Origin of the sequence: Massilia rhizosphaerae (genome assembly GCF_016093545.1) — a bacterium.
In the GTDB taxonomy this organism is placed as follows: Bacteria; Pseudomonadota; Gammaproteobacteria; order Burkholderiales; family Burkholderiaceae_D; genus Telluria; species Telluria rhizosphaerae.
Genome location: NZ_JADKYX010000005.1, coordinates 140,938 through 163,669, shown reverse-complemented (window position 1 = coordinate 163,669; position 22,732 = coordinate 140,938). Strand labels below are relative to the sequence as shown.

The 22,732-nt window shown below is 67.9% G+C and carries 20 protein-coding genes; 15 read left to right on the top strand and 5 right to left on the bottom strand.

Going from position 1 to position 22,732, the window contains the following annotated elements; all coding sequences use genetic code 11:
• Positions 1-7: 7 nt before the first annotated feature.
• The gene (locus tag ISF28_RS10455; RefSeq protein ID WP_370663414.1) at positions 8-541 is read right to left on the bottom strand and encodes a cytochrome c3 family protein; all 534 of its coding nucleotides are present in this window, start codon (positions 539-541) and stop codon (positions 8-10) included.
• A gap of 345 nt (positions 542-886) precedes the next feature.
• Between ISF28_RS10455 and ISF28_RS10450 the strand changes: the two genes are divergently transcribed.
• Both ISF28_RS10450 and ISF28_RS10445 read left to right on the top strand, forming a co-directional pair.
• Positions 887-2,488 carry a methyl-accepting chemotaxis protein gene (locus ISF28_RS10450; RefSeq protein ID WP_198117115.1) on the top strand — a complete coding sequence of 534 codons (1,602 nt, stop codon included), beginning with the start codon at positions 887-889 and terminating at the stop codon, positions 2,486-2,488.
• Between the two features lie 311 nt (positions 2,489-2,799).
• Complete coding sequence (locus ISF28_RS10445; protein WP_198117114.1) at positions 2,800-4,467, top strand: sodium:solute symporter family transporter; 1,668 nt, start codon at positions 2,800-2,802, stop codon at positions 4,465-4,467.
• Between the two features lie 141 nt (positions 4,468-4,608).
• Here the strand turns inward: ISF28_RS10445 and ISF28_RS10440 are convergent, their stop codons facing one another.
• On the bottom strand, positions 4,609-5,508 hold the full coding sequence (locus ISF28_RS10440; RefSeq protein WP_198117113.1) for an alpha/beta hydrolase: 900 nt from the start codon (positions 5,506-5,508) through the stop codon (positions 4,609-4,611).
• A gap of 154 nt (positions 5,509-5,662) precedes the next feature.
• Between ISF28_RS10440 and ilvD the strand changes: the two genes are divergently transcribed.
• Positions 5,663-7,525 (top strand): dihydroxy-acid dehydratase, encoded by a 1,863-nt coding sequence (ilvD, locus tag ISF28_RS10435; protein WP_198117112.1) that lies wholly within the window; start codon positions 5,663-5,665, stop codon positions 7,523-7,525.
• A 26-nt stretch (positions 7,526-7,551) separates the two neighbouring features.
• Here the strand turns inward: ilvD and ISF28_RS10430 are convergent, their stop codons facing one another.
• Positions 7,552-8,304, bottom strand: a complete 753-nt coding sequence (locus ISF28_RS10430) for a sulfite exporter TauE/SafE family protein (RefSeq protein ID WP_198117111.1) — start codon at positions 8,302-8,304, stop codon at positions 7,552-7,554.
• 360 nt (positions 8,305-8,664) lie between these two features.
• Here ISF28_RS10430 and ISF28_RS31030 point away from each other — a divergent pair, with 360 nt between their 5' ends.
• The 10 genes from ISF28_RS31030 to ISF28_RS10380 are packed head-to-tail and all read left to right on the top strand — an operon-like array spanning position 8,665 to position 19,342.
• Positions 8,665-9,786 carry a methyl-accepting chemotaxis protein gene (locus ISF28_RS31030; RefSeq protein WP_370663413.1) on the top strand — a complete coding sequence of 374 codons (1,122 nt, stop codon included), beginning with the start codon at positions 8,665-8,667 and terminating at the stop codon, positions 9,784-9,786.
• Between the two features lie 8 nt (positions 9,787-9,794).
• A complete protein-coding gene (locus ISF28_RS10420) occupies positions 9,795-10,163 on the top strand; it encodes a response regulator (RefSeq protein ID WP_198117110.1) in 369 nt (122 codons plus the stop codon).
• A gap of 50 nt (positions 10,164-10,213) precedes the next feature.
• On the top strand, positions 10,214-10,513 hold the full coding sequence (locus ISF28_RS10415; protein WP_198117109.1) for an STAS domain-containing protein: 300 nt from the start codon (positions 10,214-10,216) through the stop codon (positions 10,511-10,513).
• A complete protein-coding gene (locus ISF28_RS10410) occupies positions 10,510-12,645 on the top strand; it encodes a chemotaxis protein CheA (RefSeq protein WP_198117108.1) in 2,136 nt (711 codons plus the stop codon). Before ISF28_RS10415 ends, ISF28_RS10410 begins: the two co-directional genes overlap by 4 nt.
• Positions 12,646-12,693: 48 nt before the next feature.
• Complete coding sequence (locus ISF28_RS10405) at positions 12,694-14,322, top strand: methyl-accepting chemotaxis protein (protein ID WP_229519004.1); 1,629 nt, start codon at positions 12,694-12,696, stop codon at positions 14,320-14,322.
• 11 nt (positions 14,323-14,333) lie between these two features.
• A complete protein-coding gene (locus ISF28_RS10400; RefSeq protein WP_198117106.1) occupies positions 14,334-16,256 on the top strand; it encodes a HAMP domain-containing methyl-accepting chemotaxis protein in 1,923 nt (640 codons plus the stop codon).
• Positions 16,257-16,271: 15 nt separating this feature from the next.
• The gene (locus ISF28_RS10395; RefSeq protein ID WP_198117105.1) at positions 16,272-16,781 is read left to right on the top strand and encodes a chemotaxis protein CheW; all 510 of its coding nucleotides are present in this window, start codon (positions 16,272-16,274) and stop codon (positions 16,779-16,781) included.
• Between the two features lie 7 nt (positions 16,782-16,788).
• The gene (locus tag ISF28_RS10390; RefSeq protein WP_198117104.1) at positions 16,789-17,610 is read left to right on the top strand and encodes a CheR family methyltransferase; all 822 of its coding nucleotides are present in this window, start codon (positions 16,789-16,791) and stop codon (positions 17,608-17,610) included.
• Positions 17,607-18,692: a protein-glutamate methylesterase/protein-glutamine glutaminase gene (locus tag ISF28_RS10385; protein ID WP_198117103.1), complete on the top strand. Its 1,086-nt coding sequence runs from the start codon at positions 17,607-17,609 to the stop codon at positions 18,690-18,692. The genes ISF28_RS10390 and ISF28_RS10385 overlap by 4 nt, the downstream gene beginning before the upstream one ends.
• A gap of 35 nt (positions 18,693-18,727) precedes the next feature.
• A complete protein-coding gene (locus tag ISF28_RS10380; RefSeq protein ID WP_198117102.1) occupies positions 18,728-19,342 on the top strand; it encodes a hypothetical protein in 615 nt (204 codons plus the stop codon).
• Here ISF28_RS10380 and ISF28_RS10375 read toward each other — a convergent pair.
• Positions 19,329-20,576, bottom strand: a complete 1,248-nt coding sequence (locus ISF28_RS10375) for a cytochrome P450 (RefSeq protein WP_229518987.1) — start codon at positions 20,574-20,576, stop codon at positions 19,329-19,331. The genes ISF28_RS10380 and ISF28_RS10375 overlap by 14 nt on opposite strands.
• Before the next feature lie 90 nt (positions 20,577-20,666).
• On the opposite strand from ISF28_RS10375, the gene ISF28_RS10370 reads away from it, so the two are divergent.
• Complete coding sequence (locus tag ISF28_RS10370; protein WP_198117100.1) at positions 20,667-20,858, top strand: hypothetical protein; 192 nt, start codon at positions 20,667-20,669, stop codon at positions 20,856-20,858.
• Positions 20,859-20,910: 52 nt separating this feature from the next.
• On the opposite strand, the gene ISF28_RS10365 is transcribed toward ISF28_RS10370, so the two are convergent.
• The gene (locus tag ISF28_RS10365; RefSeq protein ID WP_198117099.1) at positions 20,911-21,687 is read right to left on the bottom strand and encodes a hypothetical protein; all 777 of its coding nucleotides are present in this window, start codon (positions 21,685-21,687) and stop codon (positions 20,911-20,913) included.
• Between the two features lie 203 nt (positions 21,688-21,890).
• Between ISF28_RS10365 and ISF28_RS10360 the strand changes: the two genes are divergently transcribed.
• A complete protein-coding gene (locus ISF28_RS10360) occupies positions 21,891-22,730 on the top strand; it encodes a M15 family metallopeptidase (RefSeq protein WP_370663418.1) in 840 nt (279 codons plus the stop codon).
• The last annotated feature ends 2 nt before the right edge of the window (positions 22,731-22,732 follow it).

Genomic DNA, 22,732 nt, shown 5'->3' with positions numbered 1-22,732 from the left:
CGGCAACCTAGCGGTGACAGGTCGAGCAATTGGTCAGCGCCTGGGCGTCGCGCAGGCGGTACAGGCGGTTCAGCTGGCGGATCTCGTCCGCGCTCAAGGGCTTTTCCGGCGCCATCGACAACACCTGGTTCAGCGGCCGCACGTGGTGCGGCGCGTCGCGGTGGCAGCGCAGGCACCACTGCATGTCCAGCGACGCCGTGCGCCACGTGATGGGCATCTGGTCGACGCGGCCGTGGCACTCGATGCACGCGACGCCCTTGTTGACGTGGATGTCGTGCTCGAAATAGACGAAGTCCGGCAGGTCGTGCACGCGCACCCAGTGGATCGGCTTGCCCGTGCGCGCGCTCTCGTGCAGCGGCGCCAGGGCGGGCGAATCGAGGAACAGCTGGGAATGGCAGCTGAGGCAGACGGAGGTGGACGGCATGCCGGCCGTGGCGGAATTTTCCACCGACGTGTGGCAATAACGGCAGTCGATGCCGTCGTCGGACACGTGGTGCTTGTGGCTGAAGGCGATCGGCTGCGCCACGGGGGCTTCACTCACGTTGCGAGGGGTCATTGTCCAGCGTGCTAATGCAATCCAGACGGCGATGCCGACCACGAGCCCCAGCAGGACCAGTTTGACGAACAATACCGCGGGACGTGAAAACGGGGGCGCCATCGATGCGTATCAACCGGGTTTCGGAACAAACGAGGGCAGTATAGGCTGTCATTCCTACAACACTGCGCACGTTACCGCCGGGCAGCATGCATTCGTGGCAATCTAGTTGTCGTAAAGAATCTACACAGGCGATTGCAGAGTGACGTCGATCTGGGATGTCGGTTATCATTGTTGACTTTGGGAAACGCTTCCCCCCGCTTTATTAACGTCTTATCACTGAAATTGCCGATGAATTGGTTCAACCGTCTCCGCCTGGCGAGCAAGCTGGGCATTACGTTCGCCGCCGTCCTCGCCCTCACGCTGCTGGTCGGCGTCATTTCCATCCGTGAACTCGCCAAGGTCAACGACACATCGCTGCGGCTGTCGTCGCACTGGATGCCGGGCATCCGCGTCATCGAAGACATCAAGTCCCAGGTCGCCCGCATCCGCACGCGCGAGCTGCAGTACATCATTTCCACCGAGCCGTCGGAGATGGACAAGTACGACAAGGTGATCGCGCATGACCTCGTCGACCTCAAGGCCATGCAGGACGCCTACGTCAAGCTGCTCGAGTCGCCGGAGGAAAAACAGCTGTACGCCGACTTCCTCGACATGTGGCAACGCTATATGGCGGAAGACGCGAAGCTGCGCGCCGCCGTGCGCCAGAACGACGGCGTGCTGGCCAAGTCGCTGATCCGCGGCGAATCCAACAAGCTGATCGTCGCCATGCGCAAGAACGTCGACAAGGCCGTCGACATGTACACCGAAGGCGGCCGCGCGGCCGCCCTCGCCGGCGCGCAGCGCTACGCGCAATCGCGCACGCTGATCGTCGCGCTCGTGTGCGGCAGCGTCCTGCTGGGCGCGGCCGGCGCCGCGCTGCTCACGCGCTGGCTGATGCGCCGCCTGGGCGGCGAGCCGGATTACGCGACCGAGATCGTCAAGCACATCGCGGCCGGCGACCTGTCGATGGACGTCGAGACCCGTGCCGGCGACGACGCCAGCCTGCTCGCGGCGATGAAGGCGATGCAGGCCAACCTGGCGCACATCGTCGGCAACGTGCGCACGGCCACCGGCACGATCTCCAGCGCGTCCACGCAGATCGCGGCCGGCAATATGGACCTGTCCTCGCGCACCGAACAGCAGGCCAGCGCGCTGCAGCAGACCGCCGCGTCGATGGAAGAACTGACGACGACCGTGCGCAACAACGCCGAGCACGCGAACCAGGCCAACGCCCTCGCCGACACGGCGGCTGGCGTCGCCCAGCAGGGCAGCACGGCCGTGGCGCGCGTCGTCGACACGATGGGGTCGATCCACGCTTCGTCGCAGAAGATCGTCGACATCATCGCCGTCATCGACGGCATCGCCTTCCAGACCAATATCCTGGCGTTGAACGCGGCCGTGGAAGCGGCTAGAGCCGGCGAACAGGGCCGCGGCTTCGCCGTCGTGGCGGGCGAAGTGCGGACCCTCGCCCAGCGCTCGGCGGCGGCCGCCAAGGAAATCAAGGAATTGATCGGCGCGTCCGTGCAGCAGGTCGAAAGCGGCGCCGGCCTCGTGTCGGAAGCGGGCGCCACCATGCGCGAAGTGCTGCAGACCGTGCAGCAGATGCACGAACTGATGGTCGAGATCAGCCACGCCGGCCGCGAACAGAGCGCCGGCATCCAGCAGGTCCACCAGGCGATCACCCAGATGGACGGCGTCACCCACCAGAACGCCGCCCTCGTCGAACAGGCCGCGACGGCGGCCCACAGCCTGCACGAACAGGCGGAAGCGCTCGACCACCTCGTCAGCGTGTTCAAGCTGGACGAGCGCGGGCACCGCGCGTCGGGCGGCCGGGCCCTCGTCCTCGCCTGACCTCAGGCCGCGGCGCGGCGCCGGCCGCGCGGGTTCCGCGGCCGTTTCTGCCATCAATCCTCTGCTGCGGACATCGACGTTGCACGATGTCCGCTTCCTCCCGCGCTGGCCGCCGCGCGCCGATGTTTGCGCAAACAAAAAGTGTTATAAAACTATGCAAAAAGCACTTTTTGGAATAGCGTTTCTTCCTCGTTTCCGATAATCTCTTGTAAGTTGGAAGCTCGAAGCCGGCGTCGCCGGCTTCGGCGGACGATATAACAACCAGCGGACGGCGCCGCATTCGCGCGCTGCCCGTCATACGAGACACGCTTATGAACCTGATTTCCAGCCTCGACTCCATCGTCTTTTTGGTCTACTTCGTGGTCGTTGCCGGCTACGGCCTCTGGGTCTACCGCCGCAAGAAAAGCGCGAACACCTCCGCCTCGCACGACTACTTCCTGGCCGAAGGCTCGCTCACCTGGTGGGCCATCGGCGCCTCGCTGATCGCCTCCAACATCTCGGCCGAGCAGTTCATCGGCATGAGCGGCTCGGGCTTCCGCATCGGCATGGCCATCGCCGTGTACGAACTGATGGCCGCCGCCACGCTCGTCATCGTCGCCGTGTTCTTCATGCCGGTCTACCTGAAGAACCGCATCTACACGATGCCCCAGTTCCTCGAACAGCGCTACGGCAAGGCCGTCGCCACCACGATGGCGCTGTTCTGGCTCGGCCTGTACGTCGTCGTCAACCTGACCTCGATCCTGTACCTGGGCGCGCTGGCCATCGGCAGCGTCACCGGCATCGGCGTGTTCCCCTGCATGCTGTTCCTGGCCGTCTTCGCCGCGATCATCACGCTGGGCGGCATGAAGGTCATCGGCTACACCGACGTCATCCAGGTGACCTGCCTCGTCGTCGGCGGCCTCGTGACCACGTGGCTGGCGCTGGACCTCGTCGCGAAACTGGGCCAGGGCCACGGCGCCCTGCAGGGCTTCTCCACGTTGTACAACACGACCCGCGACCACTTCGAGATGGTGCTGGGCCGCGACAACAAGAACTACATGGATTTGCCGGGCCTGTCGACGCTGATCGGCGGCATGTGGATCGTGAACCTGAACTACTGGGGCTGCAACCAGTACATCACGCAGCGCGCCCTCGGCGCCGACCTGCCGACCGCGCGCAAGGGCCTGCTGTTCGCCGCGTTCCTGAAACTCCTGATGCCGATGATCGTCGTCATGCCGGGCATCGCCGCGTTCGCGCTGGATCGTGCCGGCGTGCTGGGCGACGCCATGCGCGTCGGCGGCGAACTGAATCCGGACCGCGCCTACCCGACGCTGCTGGCGATGCTCCCGTCGGGCATCAAGGGCATCGCGTTCGCCGCGCTGACGGCCGCCGTCGTCGCGTCGCTGGCCGGCAAGGCCAACTCGATCGCCACCATCTTCACCCTGGACATCTACCAGAAACGCCTGCACCCGAACGTCACCGAACAGAAGATGGTGTGGATCGGCCGCATGACCGTCGTCGTCTCGATGCTGCTGGCGGTCGTGATCGCGCCAATGATGGGCATCGACAAGAAGGGCGGCTTCCAGTACATCCAGGAATACACGGGCTTCGTCTCGCCGGGCATCCTGGCCATGTTCCTGCTGGGCTTCTTCTGGAAAAAGACCACGTCCAGCGCGGCGATGTTCGCGACGATCGGCGGCCTGGTGTTCTCGATCATCCTGAAATTCCTGCCGACGATGATGGACCTGTCGTTCCTCGCACCGATCGGCTTCTCCCACGACAACGGCTCGGGCGTGTACGAGATCCCGTTCCTGGACCGCATGTTCATCGTGTTCTGGCTCGTCGTCGCCGGCATGGTCCTGCTCTCCACCGTGTTCGCCCGCGGCAAGGTCAAGGCGCTGATCGTCGACACCAAGCTGTTCAAGGTCGACGGCGCGTTCGCGCTCGGGTCGGCGGTGATCTGCGTGGTGCTGGCCACGATCTACGGCATGTGGTGGTGATACGCCATGGTGGGCACAGGGTGCCCACCCTACGTCTACGGGCGTTGGTGGTGATACATATCGCCGTACCGCGATAAAGCAGCCGTAGGGTGGGCTCCCCGAGCCCACCAACACATAAAGGCAGCCCGCGGGCTGCTTTTTTCATTCCCGCCGCAAGACGTGCCCGATGAACGCAACCACTTCGGCGCGGCACCGCCACGCCTCGCGCAACGCGTTCATGTAATAAAAGCTGTGCGGTACGTCATGCCAGATGGAGAGCGTCACGGCGTTGCCGGCCTGACGTGCGCGTTCGGCCGCCCGCCTGCTGTCGTCGAGGATGATCTCGGTGTCCGAGACGTGGAAATGGAGCGGCGCGAGGCCGGCCCAGTCGCCGAACAGCGGCGACACGTCCGGGTGCTCAGGCGCGACGGCGGCAAGGTAAGTCATCCTCACCCACGGCCAGATGTTCGGTCCCTGCATGCTGTCCCGCGCGGCGTTGGCGGATGCGGACGGGCTGCCGGCCGTCAGGTCGGTCGGCGCCGACAGCAGGATGCCGCCCGCCGGCTGGGGCCAACCGTAATCGCGCGCCCGCATCAGCAGCACGAGCGCGAGATTCGCACCGGCGGAGTGGCCGATCACGACGATCTTGTGCGGCAAAATACCGGCGGCGAGCAGACCCGCGTAGACGGCGCAGCAGTCATCCAGGCCCGCCGGGAACGGACACTCGGGCGCGAGCCGGTAGGGCACCAGCACGACGGGGCGACCGGTACGGCGCGCCAGGCCGGCACAGTAGCGGCGATCGGCCGCCGCGGCACGCACCGCGAAACCGCCGCCGTGAAGATACAGGATGACGCCGTCGCGGGCCGCGTCGCGCCGGCCGATCCATTCGACGCCGATTCCACCCACCTCGGCGACATGGAAGGGCACGGGCCGCCGGCCAAGCGCCCCGAGGCGGTCGATGCGCCGGTACGCGGCGCGCATGCGCGCGACGGATGGGATGTCGTTCCACAGGGGTTTCAGCCCGCGTCTCAGCCCGGCATTCACGATAGTTCGGATCAGCATGCCCCAGTGTATGGGCAAAGTTTGCGCAAAAGCAATAACAGTCGCGCACTGATACGAATTGCGAATCACAGACCACCAAATCATATATTTGACAACTTGCCGCCGACACGGCACCCTAGTGCCCTCATTCGTTCGCCGTCCACAAGGAGACACCATGCCCACTTACCGTTCCCATACCACGACCCAAGGCCGCAACATGGCGGGCGCCCGCGCCCTGTGGCGCGCGACCGGCATGAAGGACGGCGACTTCGACAAGCCGATCATCGCCGTCGTCAACTCGTTCACCCAGTTCGTGCCGGGCCACGTGCACCTGAAGGACCTGGGCCAACTGGTAGCGCGCGAGATCGAGGCGGCCGGCGGCGTCGCCAAGGAATTCAACACCATCGCCGTCGACGACGGCATCGCGATGGGCCACGGCGGCATGCTGTACTCGCTGCCCTCGCGCGACCTGATCGCCGACTCGGTCGAATACATGGTCAATGCCCACTGCGCCGACGCGATGGTCTGCATCTCGAACTGCGACAAGATCACCCCGGGCATGCTGATGGCCGCCATGCGCATCAACATCCCGACCGTGTTCGTGTCGGGCGGCCCGATGGAAGCGGGCAAGGTGCTCAAGGTCGTCAACGACGACAAGAAGATCATCAAGCTGGACCTCGTGGACGCGATGATCCAGGCCGGCGACTCGAACATTTCCGACGCCGACGTCGCCGAAGTCGAGCGCTCGGCCTGCCCCACCTGCGGCTCCTGCTCCGGCATGTTCACGGCGAACTCGATGAACTGCCTGACCGAGGCGCTGGGCCTCTCGCTGCCGGGTAACGGCACCATCGTCGCCACGCACGCCGACCGCAAGGAATTGTTCCTGCGCGCCGGCCGCCTGATCGTCGACCTCGCGAAGCGCCACTACGAAGGCGACGACTACACGATCCTCCCGCGCAGCATCGCCACCAAGACCGCGTTCGAGAACGCGATGGCGCTGGACGTGTCGATGGGCGGCTCGACCAACACCGTGCTGCACCTGCTGGCCGCCGCGCACGAGGCGGGCGTCGAATTCACGATGGCCGACATCGACCGCATCTCGCGCAACGTGCCGTGCCTGTGCAAGGTCGCGCCGATGACGAACAAATACCACATCGAGGACGTGCACCGCGCCGGCGGCATCGTCGCCATCCTCGGCGAACTGGCGCGCGCCGGCCTGCTCGACACGTCGCTGCCGACCGTGCACAGCCCGACGCTGGGCGCGGCGATCGAAAAGTACGATATCAAACGAAGCGACGACCAGGCCGTGCACACGCTGTTCCGCGCCGCGCCGGGCGGCGTGCCGACCCAGGTCGCGTTCTCGCAGGCCGAGCGCTTCGACACGGCCGACCTGGACCGCGAACAAGGCTGCATCCGCGACCGCGCGCACGCCTACTCGCAGGACGGCGGCCTCGCGGTCCTGTACGGGAACATCGCCGAGAAAGGCTGCATCGTCAAGACGGCCGGCGTGGACGAAAGCATCCTGAAATTCTCCGGCCGCGCGCGCGTGTTCGAGAGCCAGGACGCTGCGGTCGAAGGCATCCTGGGCGACACGGTGCACGCGGGCGACGTGGTCATCATCCGCTACGAAGGCCCGAAAGGCGGCCCGGGCATGCAGGAGATGCTGTACCCGACGTCGTACATCAAGTCGAAGGGCCTCGGCAAGGCGTGCGCGCTGTTCACCGACGGGCGCTTCTCGGGCGGTTCGTCCGGCCTCGTGATCGGCCACGCATCGCCGGAAGCGGCGGAAGGCGGCGCGATCGGCCTCGTCGAGGAAGGCGACATGATCGACATCGACATCCCCAACCGCACCATCAACCTGCGCGTGACGGCCGACGAGCTGGCGCAGCGCCGCGCCGCGATGGAAGCGCGGGGCGCGGCCGCGTGGCAGCCCGTGAACCGCGAGCGCGCCGTCTCGCAGGCGCTGCGCGCGTACGCCGCGCTGACCACGTCGGCCGACCGCGGCGCCGTGCGCGACCTGTCGCAACTGAAGCGCTGACCAGGAGCAGGGCCTGCAACATGGCCTCACCTGAAATACGTCTTCACGAAAAACGCGAGCGTGATGCCCGCCGTGGCGCACAAGGTCGCGGCGCGGACGACACCCGCCGGCGCGCGCCGCCCGACGTGCGCGCCGCCGTAGCCGCCCGCGATCGCACCCGCCAGCATCGCCAGCGTCTCGGGCCAGCGCACCGCGCCGGCCGCGACGAAGGCCAGCACCGCCACCGCGTTCGCCGCGCCGACCAGCAAGGTGCGCGGCGCGTTCAAGTCCTTGAGGTCGCGGCTGTCCAGCAGCCCCCACGTCGCGATCATCATGATCCCCACCGCCCCGCCGAAATAACCGCCATAGACGCCCAGCGCGAACTGGACGGCCAGCACCGCGCGCGCATGGATGCGCACGCGCGATCGCAGCGCCCGGCCGATGCGCCGCCCGAACGCGAGCGCGATCGAGGCCACCAGCAACAGCCAGGGCAGCACGGCCGCGAACGCCGCGGATGATGTCTTCAGCAACAGCATCGCGCCCACCAGGCCGCCGCACAACGTCGTCGCCAGCAGCGCGCGCAGCGGCACGGCGCCGACCGGCCCCAGGCCGTCGCGATACGCCCATGCGCTGGCGAGCCCGCCCGGAAACAGGGCGACAGTGCTGGACGTGTTCGCCAGTACCGGAGGCACGCCGGCCGCGATCAGCGCCGGCAGGCTGACGAACGAGCCGCCGCCCGCCAGCGCGTTCATGGCGCCGGCCACCAAGCCGCCCGCGCAAGTGAGGATCAGCGTATTCATGCGTCGATGGTAGTTGGCGGGGCGCGCGCCCACAATCCGGCATTTCCATCGCGTGGCTTCGGGTTTGCCGAAACCACGTCCGTTTTTTCCGCCGCATGCATATGCACAATGGTTAACTAATTGAACAACAACAAAGTGGTGAGTTTCGGATAGTTTCTGAACAAATCGTCATCGGACCGAAAAAAACCCTATTGCAACAATGCATTAGAAATCGCCGGGTTTGTGTTGTTTCTGCGACCGATAAGAAATTTTGTGTCGCAAAGCCTTGCGCTAGGGCAATTCATTCTGCAATCATCTGCACAGATGCGGTTCATAAATGCCGCAACGATCCGAACACCGACAGACCAAACGGAGCGCCGCGTGACGCGACTACGCCCCCTGCAAACCCTCTCCCCGCTGCTCGTGGCCGCGGCCGCCGGCTGCGTCATCGTCCCGCTGGCGCGCTGGCAATGGCATGGCTGGCTGTTCGCTTGCGCGCTGCTGGCGGCCGGCGGCTTCGCCGCGCTGCGCGGGCACGCATCCGGCGCCGCAGCCGCCGGCACCCCAGCGGCGGACGACGCCCTGGCCAACCGGCGCGCATTCGGCGCCGACGTGGCCGGCGTGTGGACATCGCATATCGACGCCTCGCGCGAGCAGATGGAAACCGCGGTCGTCGCGCTCGTCCAGCGCTTCTCCGGCATCGTCATGCGGCTCGAGCAGGCGCTGGCCGCGTCGAGCGCGGCGCGCCACGGCGGCGACGGCGGCAACATCGTCGACACGTTCACGGCCAGCGAAAAGGAATTGCGCTCGTTGCTGGACATGCTGGCCGATGCCGCCGCCAGCAAGCAGCAGATGCTGCAAAAGATCGAAGGCCTGCAGGAAGTCACCGCCACCTTGCAGACGATGGCCGCGGACGTCGCCAGCATCGCGTGGCAGACGAACTTGTTGGCCCTGAACGCGGCCATCGAGGCGGCGCGCGCGGGCGAGGCGGGACGCGGATTCGCGGTCGTCGCGACCGAAGTGCGCATGCTGTCGAACCGCTCGGCCGAGGCGGGCAAGCACATCGCCGAACAGGTGGGCCGGATCAGCGCCGCGATCGACACGACGTGCCGCGCGGCCGGCGAATCGATGCGCGAGGAGACCCGTGCCGTGCAGGCGTCCGGCCAGATGATCGGCAACGTGCTCGGATCGCTGCGCGGCGTCACCGACGCCCTCGTCGCCTCGTCGGACCTGCTGGCCCGCGAGAGCACCGGCATCCAGGCCGAAGTCGGCGACGCGATCGTGCAGCTGCAGTTCCAGGACCGCGTCAGCCAGATCCTGTCCCACGTCCGCGACAACATCGCCCGCCTGCCCTCCTGGCTGGACGAGCAGGCGCTGGACCTCGACGCACGCACCCTGCTGGCCGAACTGGAAAGCACGTATGCGATGGCGGAAGAACGCCTACTCCACAAAAGCGCGGCCAAGGCCGTCCCCCAACAAGCCGAAGAAATCACCTTTTTCTAGGAGCTCCCATGGCAAAGACAATCATGGTGGTGGACGATTCGATCTCGATCCGCCAAGTCGTCGGCCTCGCCCTCAGGCAGGCCGGCTACGACGTCATCGAAGGCGTCGACGGCAAGGATGCGCTGGCCAAGCTGACCGGCCAGAAGGTCAACCTGATCATCAGCGACGTCAATATGCCGAACATGGACGGCATCGCGTTCCTGCGCGAACTGAAGACCCGCCCCGCGTACAAGTTCACGCCCGTGCTGATGCTGACCACGGAGTCGCAGGAAGCCAAGAAGGAACAGGGCAAGGCCGCCGGCGCGCGGGCCTGGATGGTCAAGCCGTTCAAGCCCGACGCCCTGCTGGCGGCGGTTCAGAAACTGACCCTGGCCTGACGCCGCGTTGACCCCGTGCCGGCTTGCGCCGGCCTTTTCAGGAGCATGACATGAATATTGGCGAAACGTGCCAAGGGGCCGCCGCATGCCTGGCGGTCGAAGGCGAGATGACGATCTACCGCGCCGCCGAGCTCAATCCCGCCCTGCTGGAGGCCGTGCGCACGATGGACGCGCCCGCGCTCGACCTGTCCGCCGTCACCGAATTCGACAGCGCCGGCGTGCAGCTGCTGCTGGTGGCGCGGCGCGAGGCCGAACGCCTCGGCAAGCGGCTCGCGCTGCAGGGCGCCAGCCCCGCCGTGCGCGCCGCATTCGCGCTGCTCGGCCTGACGTGCGAAGGAGACGCGGCATGAGCGCCAACGTCGACCAGCTGACCCACACCTTCATCGTCGAGAGCCGCGAGCTGCTCGAGCAGATGGAAAACGCGCTGCTCGCCGTCGCGCGCGACGGCATGGACGCCGTCAACGCGATCTTCCGCGCGGCCCACACGATCAAGGGATCGGCCGGCATGTTCGGCCTCGACCCGGTCGTCGAATTCACGCACGTGGCCGAGAGCGTCCTGGACAAGGCGCGCGACGGCGCGGTGGGTCTCGACGACGAACTGGTGGCGCTGCTGCTCGCGTGCCGCGACCACATCGGCGCGCTCGTCGACGCCGTGGAAAGCGGCACGCTGGACGGCAACGGCGCCCTCACCGACGCCGGCGCCCCGCTCGTCGCCGCGCTGCAGGGCTACCTGGGCGAGGCGCACGCGCCCGCGCCGACGCAGGCGGCCGCGGACGGCGGCGACGCCCACGACGCCGGCGGCGCCGGCCACTGGCACATCTCGCTGCGCTTCGGCCGCGACGTCCTGCGCAACGGCATGGACCCGCTGTCGTTCATCCGCTACCTGGGCCAGCTGGGGATCATCACGGGCATCGCGACGATCGCCGACGAGCTGCCGGCGGCCGACGAATTCGATCCCGAATCGTGCTACCTCGGGTTCGAGATCGGCTTCGACAGCGGCGCCGACAAGGCGGCCATCGACGGCGTGTTCGACTTCGTGCGCGAGGATTGCCGCATCCGCATCCTGCCGCCCGAGAACCGCATCGCCGAATACCTGGCCTGGCTGGACGAGCTGCCCGCCGAGCGCGAGCACCTGGGCCAGATGCTCGTGCGCTGCGGCAGCGTCACGGCGCACGAGCTGGAACACGCGCTGGCGGCGCAGGCGGCGAGCGCCGCGCCGGCCCAGCCGATCGGTGAAATCCTCGTCGACCAGGGGACCGTGCACGCGCCCGTCGTCGAGGCGGCCCTGGCGAAACAGCGCCAGGCGCCCGACGCGCGTCCGCAGCAGGAAACCCGCTCCGTGCGCGTGGACGCCGACAAGCTGGACCGCCTGATCAATCTCGTGGGAGAGCTCATCATCGCCGGCGCCGGCGCCAACCTGGTGGCGCGCCGCACGCAGATTCCCGAACTGCTCGAATGCACGTCCACGCTGTCCAGCCTCGTGGAAGAAGTGCGCGACAGCGCCTTGCAGCTGCGCATGGTGAAGATCGGCGCCACGTTCAACCGTTTCCAGCGCGTCGTGCACGACGTGGCGCGCGAACTCGGCAAGGACATCCGCCTGGAAGTCAGCGGCGAGGACACGGAGCTGGACAAGACGGTCGTCGAAAAGATCGGCGACCCGCTCACCCACCTCGTGCGCAACGCGATGGACCACGGCATCGAAGCAGCCGACGTGCGCGCCGCGCGCGGCAAGCCGGCCCAGGGCTTCGTGCGGCTGAACGCCTACCACGACTCCGGCAGCATCGTGATCGAAGTGACGGACGACGGCGGCGGCCTGAAACGGGACCGCATCCTGGCCAAGGCCGTCGAGCGCGGCCTCGTCGAGCCGGGCCGCCTGCCGACCGACAAGGAAATCTTCAACCTGATCTTCGAGCCCGGCTTCTCGACGGCCGAACAGGTGACGAACCTGTCGGGCCGCGGCGTGGGCATGGACGTCGTCAAGCGCAACATCGTCGCGCTGCGCGGCAGCGTGGACATCGCCAGCACCGAGGGCGCGGGCACCACCGTCACGGTGCGCCTGCCGCTCACGCTCGCGATCATCAACGGCTTCCAGGTGAGCGTCGGGAAATCGGTGTTCGTGATCCCGATGGACGTGGTCGAGGAATGCATCGAATTCTGCGAAACGCCGGGCCGCGACTGGGTCGACCTGCGCGGCGAGCCCCTGCCCTTCGTGCGCCTGCGCGAGCGCTTCTGCGTGGCGGGCGCGCCGGCGCGGCGGCGCAGCGTCGTCGTCGTGCGCCACGGCGGCAGCAAGGCGGGTCTCGTCGTCGACCACCTGCTGGGCGAGTTCCAGACGGTGATCAAACCGCTCGGCAAGGTGTTCGCCGGCGCGCGCTTCCTGTCCGGGTCCTCGATCCTCGGCAACGGCGACGTCGCGCTGATCCTCGACATAGCGGCCCTCCTTGCCGGCGTGGAGTCCGACAGCAACGCAGCCGCCGCATGACGGTCCCTCATCGTCTTACTCAACTGGAGAGCCATCGTGCTTAAACATATGAAAATCGGCGTGCGCCTTGGCCTCGGCTTCGGCATCGTCCTCCTGCTGCTCGCCGGCATCGCCGCGCTGGCCACCGGCCGCATGTCCAGGATGAACGACGCGCAGGACCGCATCGTCAGCGGCGTGTATCCGAAGGTCATGCTGGCCCAGAGCGTGGCGCGCCAGTCCATCGAGATCGGCCGCCACCTGCGGGCCCTCCTGTTGACGAAGGATCCGGCCGAAATCCAGCGCTTCCGCAAGGAAGCCGATACCGAGCGGGCCGACACGGCGCAGCAGATCGACGAGCTGTCCAAGCGGATCAACACGCCGCGCGGGCGCGAACTGATGCGCGCCATCGCGGACAAGCGCAACGTCGTGGAAGCGAAGTACGAAAAATTCCAAAAGCTGGCGGAGACGTCGCCGGCGCAGGCGGCCGAGTACATCACGACCGACTACGGCCCCGCGGACACGGAACTGATCGCGGCCATCGACGCCATGGTCAAGCTCCAGACCGAGCGCATGGACGCCTTGGCCGCCGAGGCGCAGGCCGAGTACCAGCAGACCCGGTCGCTCACGATGATGATGACCACCGCCGCGATCGTGCTGGCGCTGGCCATCGCGACGGCGCTCACGCTGTCGATCACCCGCGCGCTACGCCAGGCCGTGGACGCCGCGAACCGCCTGGCCGAGGGCGACCTCACCGTCCGCATCGACAGCCAGTCGCGCGACGAGACCGGCCTGCTGCTCTCGGCGATGCAGCAGATGATCGCCAAGCTGACGCAGGTCGTCGGCGACGTCAACGGCGGCGCGCAGTCGCTGGCCTCGGCGTCGGAAGAGGTCAGCGCCACGGCGCAATCGCTGTCGCAATCGGCGTCCGAGCAGGCGGCCGGCGTCGAGGAGACGAGCGCCTCGCTGGAACAGATGACGGCGTCGATCGCGCAGAACACGGAAAACGCCCGCGTCACCGACGGCATGGCCACGCAGGCCGCGCGCGAGGCGGCCGAAGGCGGCGAAGCCGTGAAAGCCACGGTCGCCGCGATGAAGCGGATCGCCAAGCAGATCGGCATCATCGACGACATCGCCTACCAGACCAACCTGCTGGCGCTGAACGCGGCCATCGAGGCGGCCCGCGCGGGCGAACACGGCAAGGGTTTCGCCGTCGTCGCGGCCGAGGTGCGCAAGCTGGCCGAGCGCAGCCAGGTGGCGGCGCAGGAGATCGGCGAAGTGGCCACGAGCAGCGTGGAGGTGGCCGAACGCGCCGGCGACCTGCTCGACCAGATGGTGCCGAACATCCGCAAGACGTCCGACCTCGTGCAGGAGATCACTGCGGCGTCGGAAGAACAGTCGGCCGGCGTCGGCCAGATCAACTCGGCGGTGGGCCAGATGAGCCAGACGACGCAGCAGAACGCCTCCAGCTCGGAAGAACTGGCGGCGACGGCCGAGGAGATGAGTTCCCAGGCCGAGCAGCTGCAGCAGGCGATGGCCTTCTTCAAGCTGGCGCAGGATTCCGGCCCGGGCTTGCCCGGCACACGCAGGGCGCAGGGCCGGCCGGCCGCCGCGCCGAGGAAAGGCGCGCGCACCGCGGGACACGCCGTGCTGGCATTCGCCGCCGACGCGCCGGATGAAACGAGCTTCACCAAATTCTGAGGGACACCAATATGTTCAAAAATATGAAGATCGGCGTGCGCCTGATCGCGGGCTTCGTGCTCGTGGCGGCCATCAGCGCCGTGGTCGGGATGATCGGCATTTCCAACGCCAGCAAGATCAACGACATGGCCGACAGCATGTATGCCAAGGAACTGCAGGGCGTCTCGTCCATCAAGGAAGCCAACATCGACCTGGTCTACCAGGCGCGCGCCATCCGCAATTACCTGCTGGCGCAATCGCTGCCGGCCGTCGACGCCGCGCCCTATCTGGACGCGCTGATGAAGGCGCGCGAACAGATGCGCGCGAACCTGGACAAGGCACGGCCGATGTTCTATACCGAGGCCGGCAAGCAGAAATTCGCCGAGCTCGAAACCAGCTACAAGGCCTACCAGGAAGCCCAGGACTATATCCTCGCGACGGCCAAGAAAGAAGAAGCGGCGGGGCTGCACCAGGAGGACCGCAAGTCCGCCCAGTACGCGATGAAGGACGCACGCGTGATCGTGGACAAGGTCGACGACCTGATGACCGAGTTGAGCAGGATGAAGGAAGACAATGCCAAGGCGGCGTCGGACGAAACCACGGTGGTGTACCAGTCCAGCCGCACGCTCATGCTCACCGCCATCGCCGTCGGCGTCCTGCTCGGCATCGCGCTCGGCTATGTCATCAGCCGCAGCGTGACGCGGCCGCTCGACACCGCCGTGCGCGCCGCCAACCGCCTCGCGGAAGGCGACCTGGCGATCGACATCGAGGTGACGTCGACCGACGAGACCGGGCAATTGCTGCAGTCCGTGAAGGACATGATCGCCAAGCTGTCGCAGGTGATCGAAGGCCAGAAGCGCGTGGTGGCGGCGGCCAACCGCGGCAACTTCGACCACCACGTCGAACTGGCCGGCCTCAAGGGCTTCCAGAAAGAGATGGGCGAAGAACTGAACGAGCTCGTGGCGACCACGCGCGCTTCCATCGAGGACGTCGTGCGGGTGATGGGCGCGATGTCGGAAGGCGATCTCACGAAGCGCATCGACAAGGCGTACGAGGGCGAGTACGGCAAGCTGAAGTCCTACGCCAACAACACCGTCGAGAAGCTGGCGCAGGTGGTGGCCGAGGTCAACGGCGCGGCCGATTCCCTCGCCAGCGCGTCCGAACAGGTGAGCGCCACCGCGCAGTCGCTGTCGCAGGCGTCGAGCGAGCAGGCCGCCGGTGTCGAGGAAACCAGCGCCTCGCTCGAACAGATGACGGCGTCGATCGCGCAGAACACCGAGAACGCGAAGGTCACCGACGGCATGGCGGCCAAGGCCGCGAAGGAAGCGGCGGAAGGCGGCACCGCCGTCAAGGAAACCGTGTCGGCGATGAACCAGATCGCCAAGAAGATCGGCATCATCGACGACATCGCCTACCAGACCAACCTGCTGGCGCTGAACGCCGCGATCGAGGCGGCGCGCGCGGGCGAGCACGGCAAGGGCTTCGCGGTGGTGGCGGCCGAGGTGCGCAAGCTGGCCGAGCGCAGCCAGGTGGCCGCGCAGGAGATCGGCGAAGTGGCGACCAACAGCGTGGCGCTGGCGGAAAAGGCCGGCACCTTGCTGGACGCGATGGTGCCGAGCATCGGCAAGACGTCCGACCTGGTGCAGGAAATCGCGGCGGCGTCGGAAGAACAGTCGTCCGGCGTGGGCCAGATCAACGCCGCGGTGGGCCAGCTGTCCCAGACGACCCAGCAGAACGCCTCGAGCTCGGAAGAACTGGCGGCGACCGCCGAGGAGATGAGTTCCCAGGCCGAGCAGCTGCAGCAGACGATGGGCTTCTTCCGCCTCGCCGGCGGCGCGGCCGGCCGCCCCGCCGCGCCGCGCCAGCCGGCGCGCGCCAGGCGCTCCCCGCTGCGCGTGGCCGGCGGCTTGAGCGCGCAGCCCGAGCCGGACGAAGCGAGTTTCACGAATTTCTGATCCGAGGGTGACAAAATGAAGCACACCAACAAGGAACCGATCGCGGCGGCCGACACCGAGGCCGCCCAATACCTCACCTTCATGCTGGGCGGCGAAGCCTTCGGCATCGGCATCATGGCCGTCAAGGAGATCATCGAATTTTCCGGCATCACCGAGGTGCCGATGATGCCGGAGTCGATCCGCGGCGTGATCAACCTGCGCGGCGCCGTCGTGCCCGTGTTGGACTTGGCGGCCCGCTTCGGCCGGCCCCAGACCGTGCCCGGCAAGCGCACGTGCATCGTCATCGTCGAGCTGGAGTCGGACGGCGAGCGCCAGCTGACCGGCGTCGTCGTCGATGCGGTCAGCGCCGTGCTGGACATCCCGGCAACGGACATCGAGCCGGCGCCGTCGTTCGGCACGCGCATCCGCGGCGACTTCATCGCCGGCATGGGCAAGGTGAACGGCAAGTTCGTGATCCTGCTGAACGTGGATTCGGTGCTGGCGCTCGAAGGCCTGCCGGACCTGGCCGCCGAGCTGCTCACCTGAGGCGGCCATGGAGCACAGTGCGATCAGCCAGGGCGAGTTCGCGCGCTTCCAGCGCTTCATCTTCGACATGGCCGGCATCACGATGTCGGACTCGAAGAAGGCGCTGGTCAGCGGCCGGCTCGCCAAGCGCCTGCAGCATCTCGGCCTGCCCTCGTACGATGCCTACTTCCGCCTGCTGACGGACGGCGCGCACAAGGACGAGGCGCAACTGGCCGTCGACCTGCTCACGACGAACGAAACGTATTTCTTCCGCGAGATGCGCCACTTCGAGTTGTTGCGCGAAGCGGCGGAAGCGGAGCGCCACCACCTGCGCGGAGGCGCCCCGTTCCGCGTGTGGAGCGCGGCCTGCTCGTCCGGTGAGGAACCATACAGCATCGCGATGGTGCTGGCCGACGTGCTGGGTGCCGCGCCGTGGGAGGTGACGGCGTCCGACATCAGCACGCGCGTGCTGCAGCGCGCCCGCACCGGGCATTATCCGCTGGAGCGGACCTCCCACGTGCCGCCGGACTATCTGCGCCGCTACTGCCTCAAGGGTGTCCGCGAGCAGCAAGGCACCCTGCTCGTCAACCGCGCCCTGCGCGAACGGGTGCAGTTCCGCCAGGTGAACCTGAACACGACGCTGCCCGGCGACCTGGGCACGTTCGACATCGTGTTCCTGCGCAACGTGATGATCTACTTTAACGGCGCGACCAAGCGCCAGGTCGTCACGCGCGTGCTGGGCCGCCTGAGGCCCGGCGGCCACCTGTTCATCGGCCATTCCGAAAGCCTGCAGGACCTCGGCGACATGATCCGGCCCGTCATCCCCTCCGTGTACCGCAAGCCGGAATGAAGACAATAACGGTGATGGTGGTCGACGATTCGGCCGTGGTGCGCAAGGTCGTCGGCGCGATGCTGGAAAACGCGCCGGGCATCCGGCTGCTGCACGCCGTGTCCGACCCGCTGCTCGCGATCGAGCGCATGAAGGTGGCCTGGCCCGACGTGATCGTCCTGGACGTCGAGATGCCGCGCATGGACGGCATCACCTTCCTCAGGAAGATCATGGCGGAGAGGCCGACGCCCGTCGTGATCTGCTCCACGTTGACGGAAAAGGGCGCCGAGACGACGATGGCGGCGCTGGCCGCGGGCGCCGTGTCCATCATCACCAAGCCGAAGCTGGGACTCAAGGAATTCCTCAGCGACAGCGCGGACGAATTGATCTCGGCCGTGCGCGCCGCGAGCCTGGCGAACGTGCGGCGCCTCGCCGCGCGAGTCTCTCCCGCCCCCGCGCCCGTGCCCGTGAAACTGACGGCGGACGCGGTGCTGCCGGCCGCGCAGGACGGGCGGCCCATGCTGCGCACGACGGAGCGCATCGTCGCCATCGGCACGTCGACCGGCGGCACGCTGGCACTGGAAGAAGTGCTCACGCAGCTGCCGCGGGTCACGCCCGGCATCGTCATCGTGCAGCACATGCCGGAAAAATTCACGGCCGCCTTCGCCGAACGCCTGAACGGCCTGTGCCAGATCGAGGTGCGCGAGGCGCGCCACGGCGACCGCGTGCTGCAGGGGCGCGCGCTGATCGCGCCGGGCGGCAAGCACATGCTGCTGCGGCGCGACGGCGCGCAGTACTGCGTGGACGTCATCGACGGCCCGCTCGTGAACCGCCACCGCCCGTCCGTGGACGTGCTGTTCCGCTCCGTCGCCCGGCATGCGGGCGCCAACGCGCTGGGGATCATCATGACGGGCATGGGCGACGACGGCGCGGCCGGCCTGCTGGAAATGCGCAAGGCCGGCAGCCGCACGGTGGCGCAGGACGAGGACAGCTGCGTCGTCTACGGCATGCCCAGGGAAGCCATCAAGCGCGGCGGCGTGGAGAAGTCCGTGCCGCTCAAGGCCCTCGACCGCGAGATCGTGCAGCAGCTCAGCGTGCGCTGATCGCGTATCATGCCAGCTGATGCCAGGAGATCGAGATGCGAACAAGAATGTGGTGCGCGGCCATGGCGCTCTGCCTGACCGCCTGCGGCGGCGGTGGCGGCAATGCGGGCGGGTCGTCGGCGCCGCCGCTGTCGACGAGCGGCAACCTCGACGCCTACGCCGGCACGTGGACGTCCGCCTGCACGTCGCACGGGGTCGACACCGTCGTCATCCAGCGCCCGGCCGGATCGGGCAATACCCTCACGCTCGACGTCACGACGAATTACTACGCCAACACGGCGTGCACGGGCGACGTCATCGCCACGCAGGTCTGGAGCGCCGGCACGACGGCGACCTATGTCGGCACGGTGGCCACGTCCATCGTGCCCGGCCCCGGCGTGCCGGTGATCTCGGCGTCGGTGGACAAGGTGACGACCCAGGTGCCGCAGCGCAGCGTCACGCTCACCGGCACCTTCGTCAGCCACAAGATTATCGACGGCCAGCCCAACTGGTGCATCGATTACGCGGGCGGCGCCGTGTGCGTGCCCGACCGGATCTACCCGGCGGGCCCGGCCCCGTTCGACGGGCTGGCCGTGCAAGGCACCGAGCTGTACGAAGTCAAGTCGAACGGCACCAATTTCGACGCCGTCGCACACTTCACGAAGCGCTGACCGGCAGCGCGGCCAGTCCGCGCAGGCCGGCGATGCCGTTCCAGCGCGGCGCGGCGTCCGTCATGGCCAGGCCCGGCCAGCGCCGCAGGACGGCGCGCAGCACCACGTCCGCCTCCAGCAGCGCCAGGCCGGCGCCGATGCAGACGTGCGGGCCGCTGCCGAACGACAGGTGGCTGCCGGCGCGGCGGCCGATGTCGAACATGTCCGGGTCCGTAAAGCGGTCCGGGTCGCGGTTGGCGGCGCCGATCATGGCGAGCACGAGGTCGCCGCGCTTGAGCATCGCGCCGTGCAGCTCGAGGTCCGCCGCGACGCGCCGGCCCGTGTACTGCACGGGACTGTCGTAGCGCAGCAGTTCGCGCACGGCGAGCGTCACCCCGTCCTCGTCCGCCCGCAGGCGCGCCCACGCGTCCGGATGCCCGAGCAAGGTGTACAGGCCGTTGCCGAGCAGGTTGCGCGTCGTCTCGTGGCCGGCGAACAGCAGCATCGCGCATTGCGCCAGCAGTTCGCCGTCCGGCTCGATCTCGCCCGCCGCCTCGGCGGCAAGCAGGCGGCTGACGAGGTCCGTGCCGGGTTGCCGCCGGCGCGCCGGCAGCAGTTCGTCGAAATAACGCACCATCTGCAGCAGGCTGCGCTGGGCGGCGCGCAACTGGTCGCTCGTGGGCTGCAGCGCGCCGACGAACGCAGCGAGGTCGTCGGACCACGCCATGAAGCGCGCCTCGTCGGCACGGTCGACGCCCAGCATCAGCCCGATCACACGCGACGGCAGCGGCCGCGCGACCGCGGCGATGAAATCGAAGCCGGCGCGCGCGTCCAACCCGTCCAGCAATTCGTCGGTGAGCCGCTCGACGTCGGCGCGCAAGGTCCTGACCAGCGTGGGATGAAAGCCGGCCGCCATCGCCTTGCGCACACGCTGATGGTCTTCACCGTCGAGGAACGCCATGGCGCTGCCGAACAGGCGCTGGAACGCGTCCAGTCCCGCCTGCGCGCGGCGGCCGGCGAAGCTCGCGTCGACGCCGGGAATGCGCTTGACCCAGCCGGCCGTGCGCTGCGAGGAAAAACGGGGATCGCGCAGCGCCAGCTCGACGTCCGCATGGCGCGTCAACAGCCACGCGCCCTGGAACACGTCGTCGCGCCACAGCACCGGCCCGGCCGCGCGCAGCCGGCGGTAGACGGGGTACGGATCGTGCAGGAAGGCGGCGTCGAACGGCGGCGCCGCGGTCGCGAAGTCTCTCATGGGATACATTGGATGACGGTCTGCCGGCACATGCCGGGGCCCGCACTTTATCATCTTTTTCCCGCACCGGCTCCGCTTGACGACGCGCGCATGGTCGACGAAATGACGCGACAGGCGGCCCGCCACGTGCGCCGGCGCAGGACGGCGCAACCGGATCCGCGCTTCGACATGGTGCTGCGGCAGATCTTCGCGAACATGGTGGCCATGATCGCGGCGGGGCTGGAGGCGCCCGTCAGGAACGGGAACGGCGCAAAAAGCGGCCGGCCGCTGCCGCCGCCGTAAATCTTCGACGCGCTTGCCGACCGGCCGGCGCTTTCACGCGCCCCTGTCCCGCTCAAGTCTCCGGATCCGTCCGCGCAACGGGCACCCGCTTGCACGCCGCCTCCTTGCGGCCCACGGCCTCGCACACCCGCAACCGGCACTGCGCCTCGCCCGCGGCGTTGTAGCGGCGGCACGCTTCCAGTTGCTGCGCCGGCGTGGCCTTGCGGCTCGCCGGATCGATGTGGCTCATCAGGGCCGCCAGCAGGACGACGTCGCTGTCCTGCTCGCGCGCCGCGCGCGGTTTCGACCGCTTTGCCTGCGCCGTCTCGTGCGCCTTGCGGTGCGCGGCCTTCGCGTGCGCTTCCTTGCGTTCGGCCTTGGCCGCATGGGCCTTGTGGTGCTCGGGCGCGGGCGGCACCGCCATGTCGGCCAGCGGATTCGGCATCGGCCCGGCCGGTTCCGGCTCGACCGGCGCCGCGGGCTCGTCGCGCAGCACGGCCGCCGTCTGCGTGGCGGGTTCCGGCAGCGACACCGGCGTGAGCGGCGCGGCGCGCGGCGCCTCGGCCACGGCCGCCACGCTCGGCACCGCCGCGGCGGCGACGGCCGGCGCCTGCCGCTCCTCGCCCCCGGTCAGCAGGAACAGCGCCGCACCCGCGACGATCGCCCCCGCGCCCGCCAAACCCCACGCCAGCGCGCGCGAACGAGGACGCGGCCGCCGCTCGGCACGGGGCTGCGCCCCCATGCCGTCGAGGGAGCTGAGGATGCCCTGCCGTTCCGGTGCGGCCTGCTCGTCGGGCGTAAGCAGGCTGGGCCGGTCGACTCGGACCGGGCGATCGCCTTGATGTTGCAAATTAGCTCCTTAAAAAAGTTTGCATTACTTTACAAGAATCAAGACAATTGTGCCGCAAGTTTGCTTTTAATCGTGCGCGATTAACACATTTGGTGAGTTTTTGCGTTTTTTCAATCGTGCGCGGGTTTTTTGGTTACCGGATTTATACTTTCCGGAAATATTTCTTCGACAACAATGTGTCCGTTTCCTCCGGAGAGAGCGCGGTGTGGATGTTGGCAGTAACCGTTTATTTCGTCGTGGCGTGCGCCGTCAGCTGGATGGTGCTGTTTCCGGCCGGGCGCGAGTTCGTGCTGAACGCGCTGGCCGGGGTCGGGCAGCGGCTCGGCCGCCGTGCCGGCGCGCTGGCGCAGCAAGGCATGCGCGATGCGGATGCGCTGCGTGCCAACGGCCGCGCGGCGGCGGACAGCCTGGCCGGCTTCGTGCGGCGTCACTGGATCGCGTGCGCGCTCGGCATCGGCCTCGTCGGCCTGCCGCCGCTGGCCGCCCTGCTGCTGGCCGACCGGCCCGTGCTGAGCGGGTACGAATCATCGGATCGCCCCGTGAACGCGCAGGTGGCCGACCTGCTGCAGGGCGAGCAGCTGGTGCCGCCGCCCCCGCTCCCGCCGCTGGCGTTCACGACGGCCGACGTGGCGCGCGAACGTCCGCTGCTCGCTTCGGCCAGCCGCGACTGGGCCATGCTGAATGCGGACTACACGCAGCGCCTGCTGACGGTGTTCCGGATCATGAAGGAGCGCTACGGCTACGACATGGCGATCCTGGAAGGCTATCGCAGCGCCGCCCGCCAGGACGCGCTGGCCGCGCTGGGCCCGGGCGTCACGAACGCCCGCGCCTACCAGAGCTGGCACCAGTACGGGCTCGCCGCCGACTGCGCGTTCGTCCGCGACGGCCGGCTCGTGATCTCGGAACGGGATCCCTGGGCGATGCGGGGCTACCAGTTGTACGGCCAGGTGGCGGAATCCGTCGGCCTGACCTGGGGCGGACGCTGGAAGATGATGGACCTCGGACACACGGAACTGCGGCTACCCGGCGTCATGAAGCGCTAGCG

Excerpts from the sequence above, each read along its gene's own strand:
- ISF28_RS10375 (WP_229518987.1), bottom strand. The coding sequence starts at position 20,576 with ATGAGAGACTTCGCGACCGCGGCGCCGCCGTTCGACGCCGCCTTCCTG.
- ISF28_RS10420 (WP_198117110.1), top strand. The coding sequence starts at position 9,795 with ATGGCAAAGACAATCATGGTGGTGGACGATTCGATCTCGATCCGCCAA.
- ISF28_RS10415 (WP_198117109.1), top strand. The coding sequence starts at position 10,214 with ATGAATATTGGCGAAACGTGCCAAGGGGCCGCCGCATGCCTGGCGGTC.
- ISF28_RS10370 (WP_198117100.1), top strand. The coding sequence starts at position 20,667 with ATGGTCGACGAAATGACGCGACAGGCGGCCCGCCACGTGCGCCGGCGC.
- ISF28_RS10430 (WP_198117111.1), bottom strand. The coding sequence starts at position 8,304 with ATGAATACGCTGATCCTCACTTGCGCGGGCGGCTTGGTGGCCGGCGCC.
- ilvD (WP_198117112.1), top strand. The coding sequence starts at position 5,663 with ATGCCCACTTACCGTTCCCATACCACGACCCAAGGCCGCAACATGGCG.
- ISF28_RS10400 (WP_198117106.1), top strand. The coding sequence starts at position 14,334 with ATGTTCAAAAATATGAAGATCGGCGTGCGCCTGATCGCGGGCTTCGTG.
- ISF28_RS10405 (WP_229519004.1), top strand. The coding sequence starts at position 12,694 with ATGAAAATCGGCGTGCGCCTTGGCCTCGGCTTCGGCATCGTCCTCCTG.
- ISF28_RS10380 (WP_198117102.1), top strand. The coding sequence starts at position 18,728 with ATGCGAACAAGAATGTGGTGCGCGGCCATGGCGCTCTGCCTGACCGCC.
- ISF28_RS10450 (WP_198117115.1), top strand. The coding sequence starts at position 887 with ATGAATTGGTTCAACCGTCTCCGCCTGGCGAGCAAGCTGGGCATTACG.
- ISF28_RS10445 (WP_198117114.1), top strand. The coding sequence starts at position 2,800 with ATGAACCTGATTTCCAGCCTCGACTCCATCGTCTTTTTGGTCTACTTC.
- ISF28_RS10385 (WP_198117103.1), top strand. The coding sequence starts at position 17,607 with ATGAAGACAATAACGGTGATGGTGGTCGACGATTCGGCCGTGGTGCGC.
- ISF28_RS10390 (WP_198117104.1), top strand. The coding sequence starts at position 16,789 with ATGGAGCACAGTGCGATCAGCCAGGGCGAGTTCGCGCGCTTCCAGCGC.
- ISF28_RS10440 (WP_198117113.1), bottom strand. The coding sequence starts at position 5,508 with ATGCTGATCCGAACTATCGTGAATGCCGGGCTGAGACGCGGGCTGAAA.
- ISF28_RS10410 (WP_198117108.1), top strand. The coding sequence starts at position 10,510 with ATGAGCGCCAACGTCGACCAGCTGACCCACACCTTCATCGTCGAGAGC.
- ISF28_RS10395 (WP_198117105.1), top strand. The coding sequence starts at position 16,272 with ATGAAGCACACCAACAAGGAACCGATCGCGGCGGCCGACACCGAGGCC.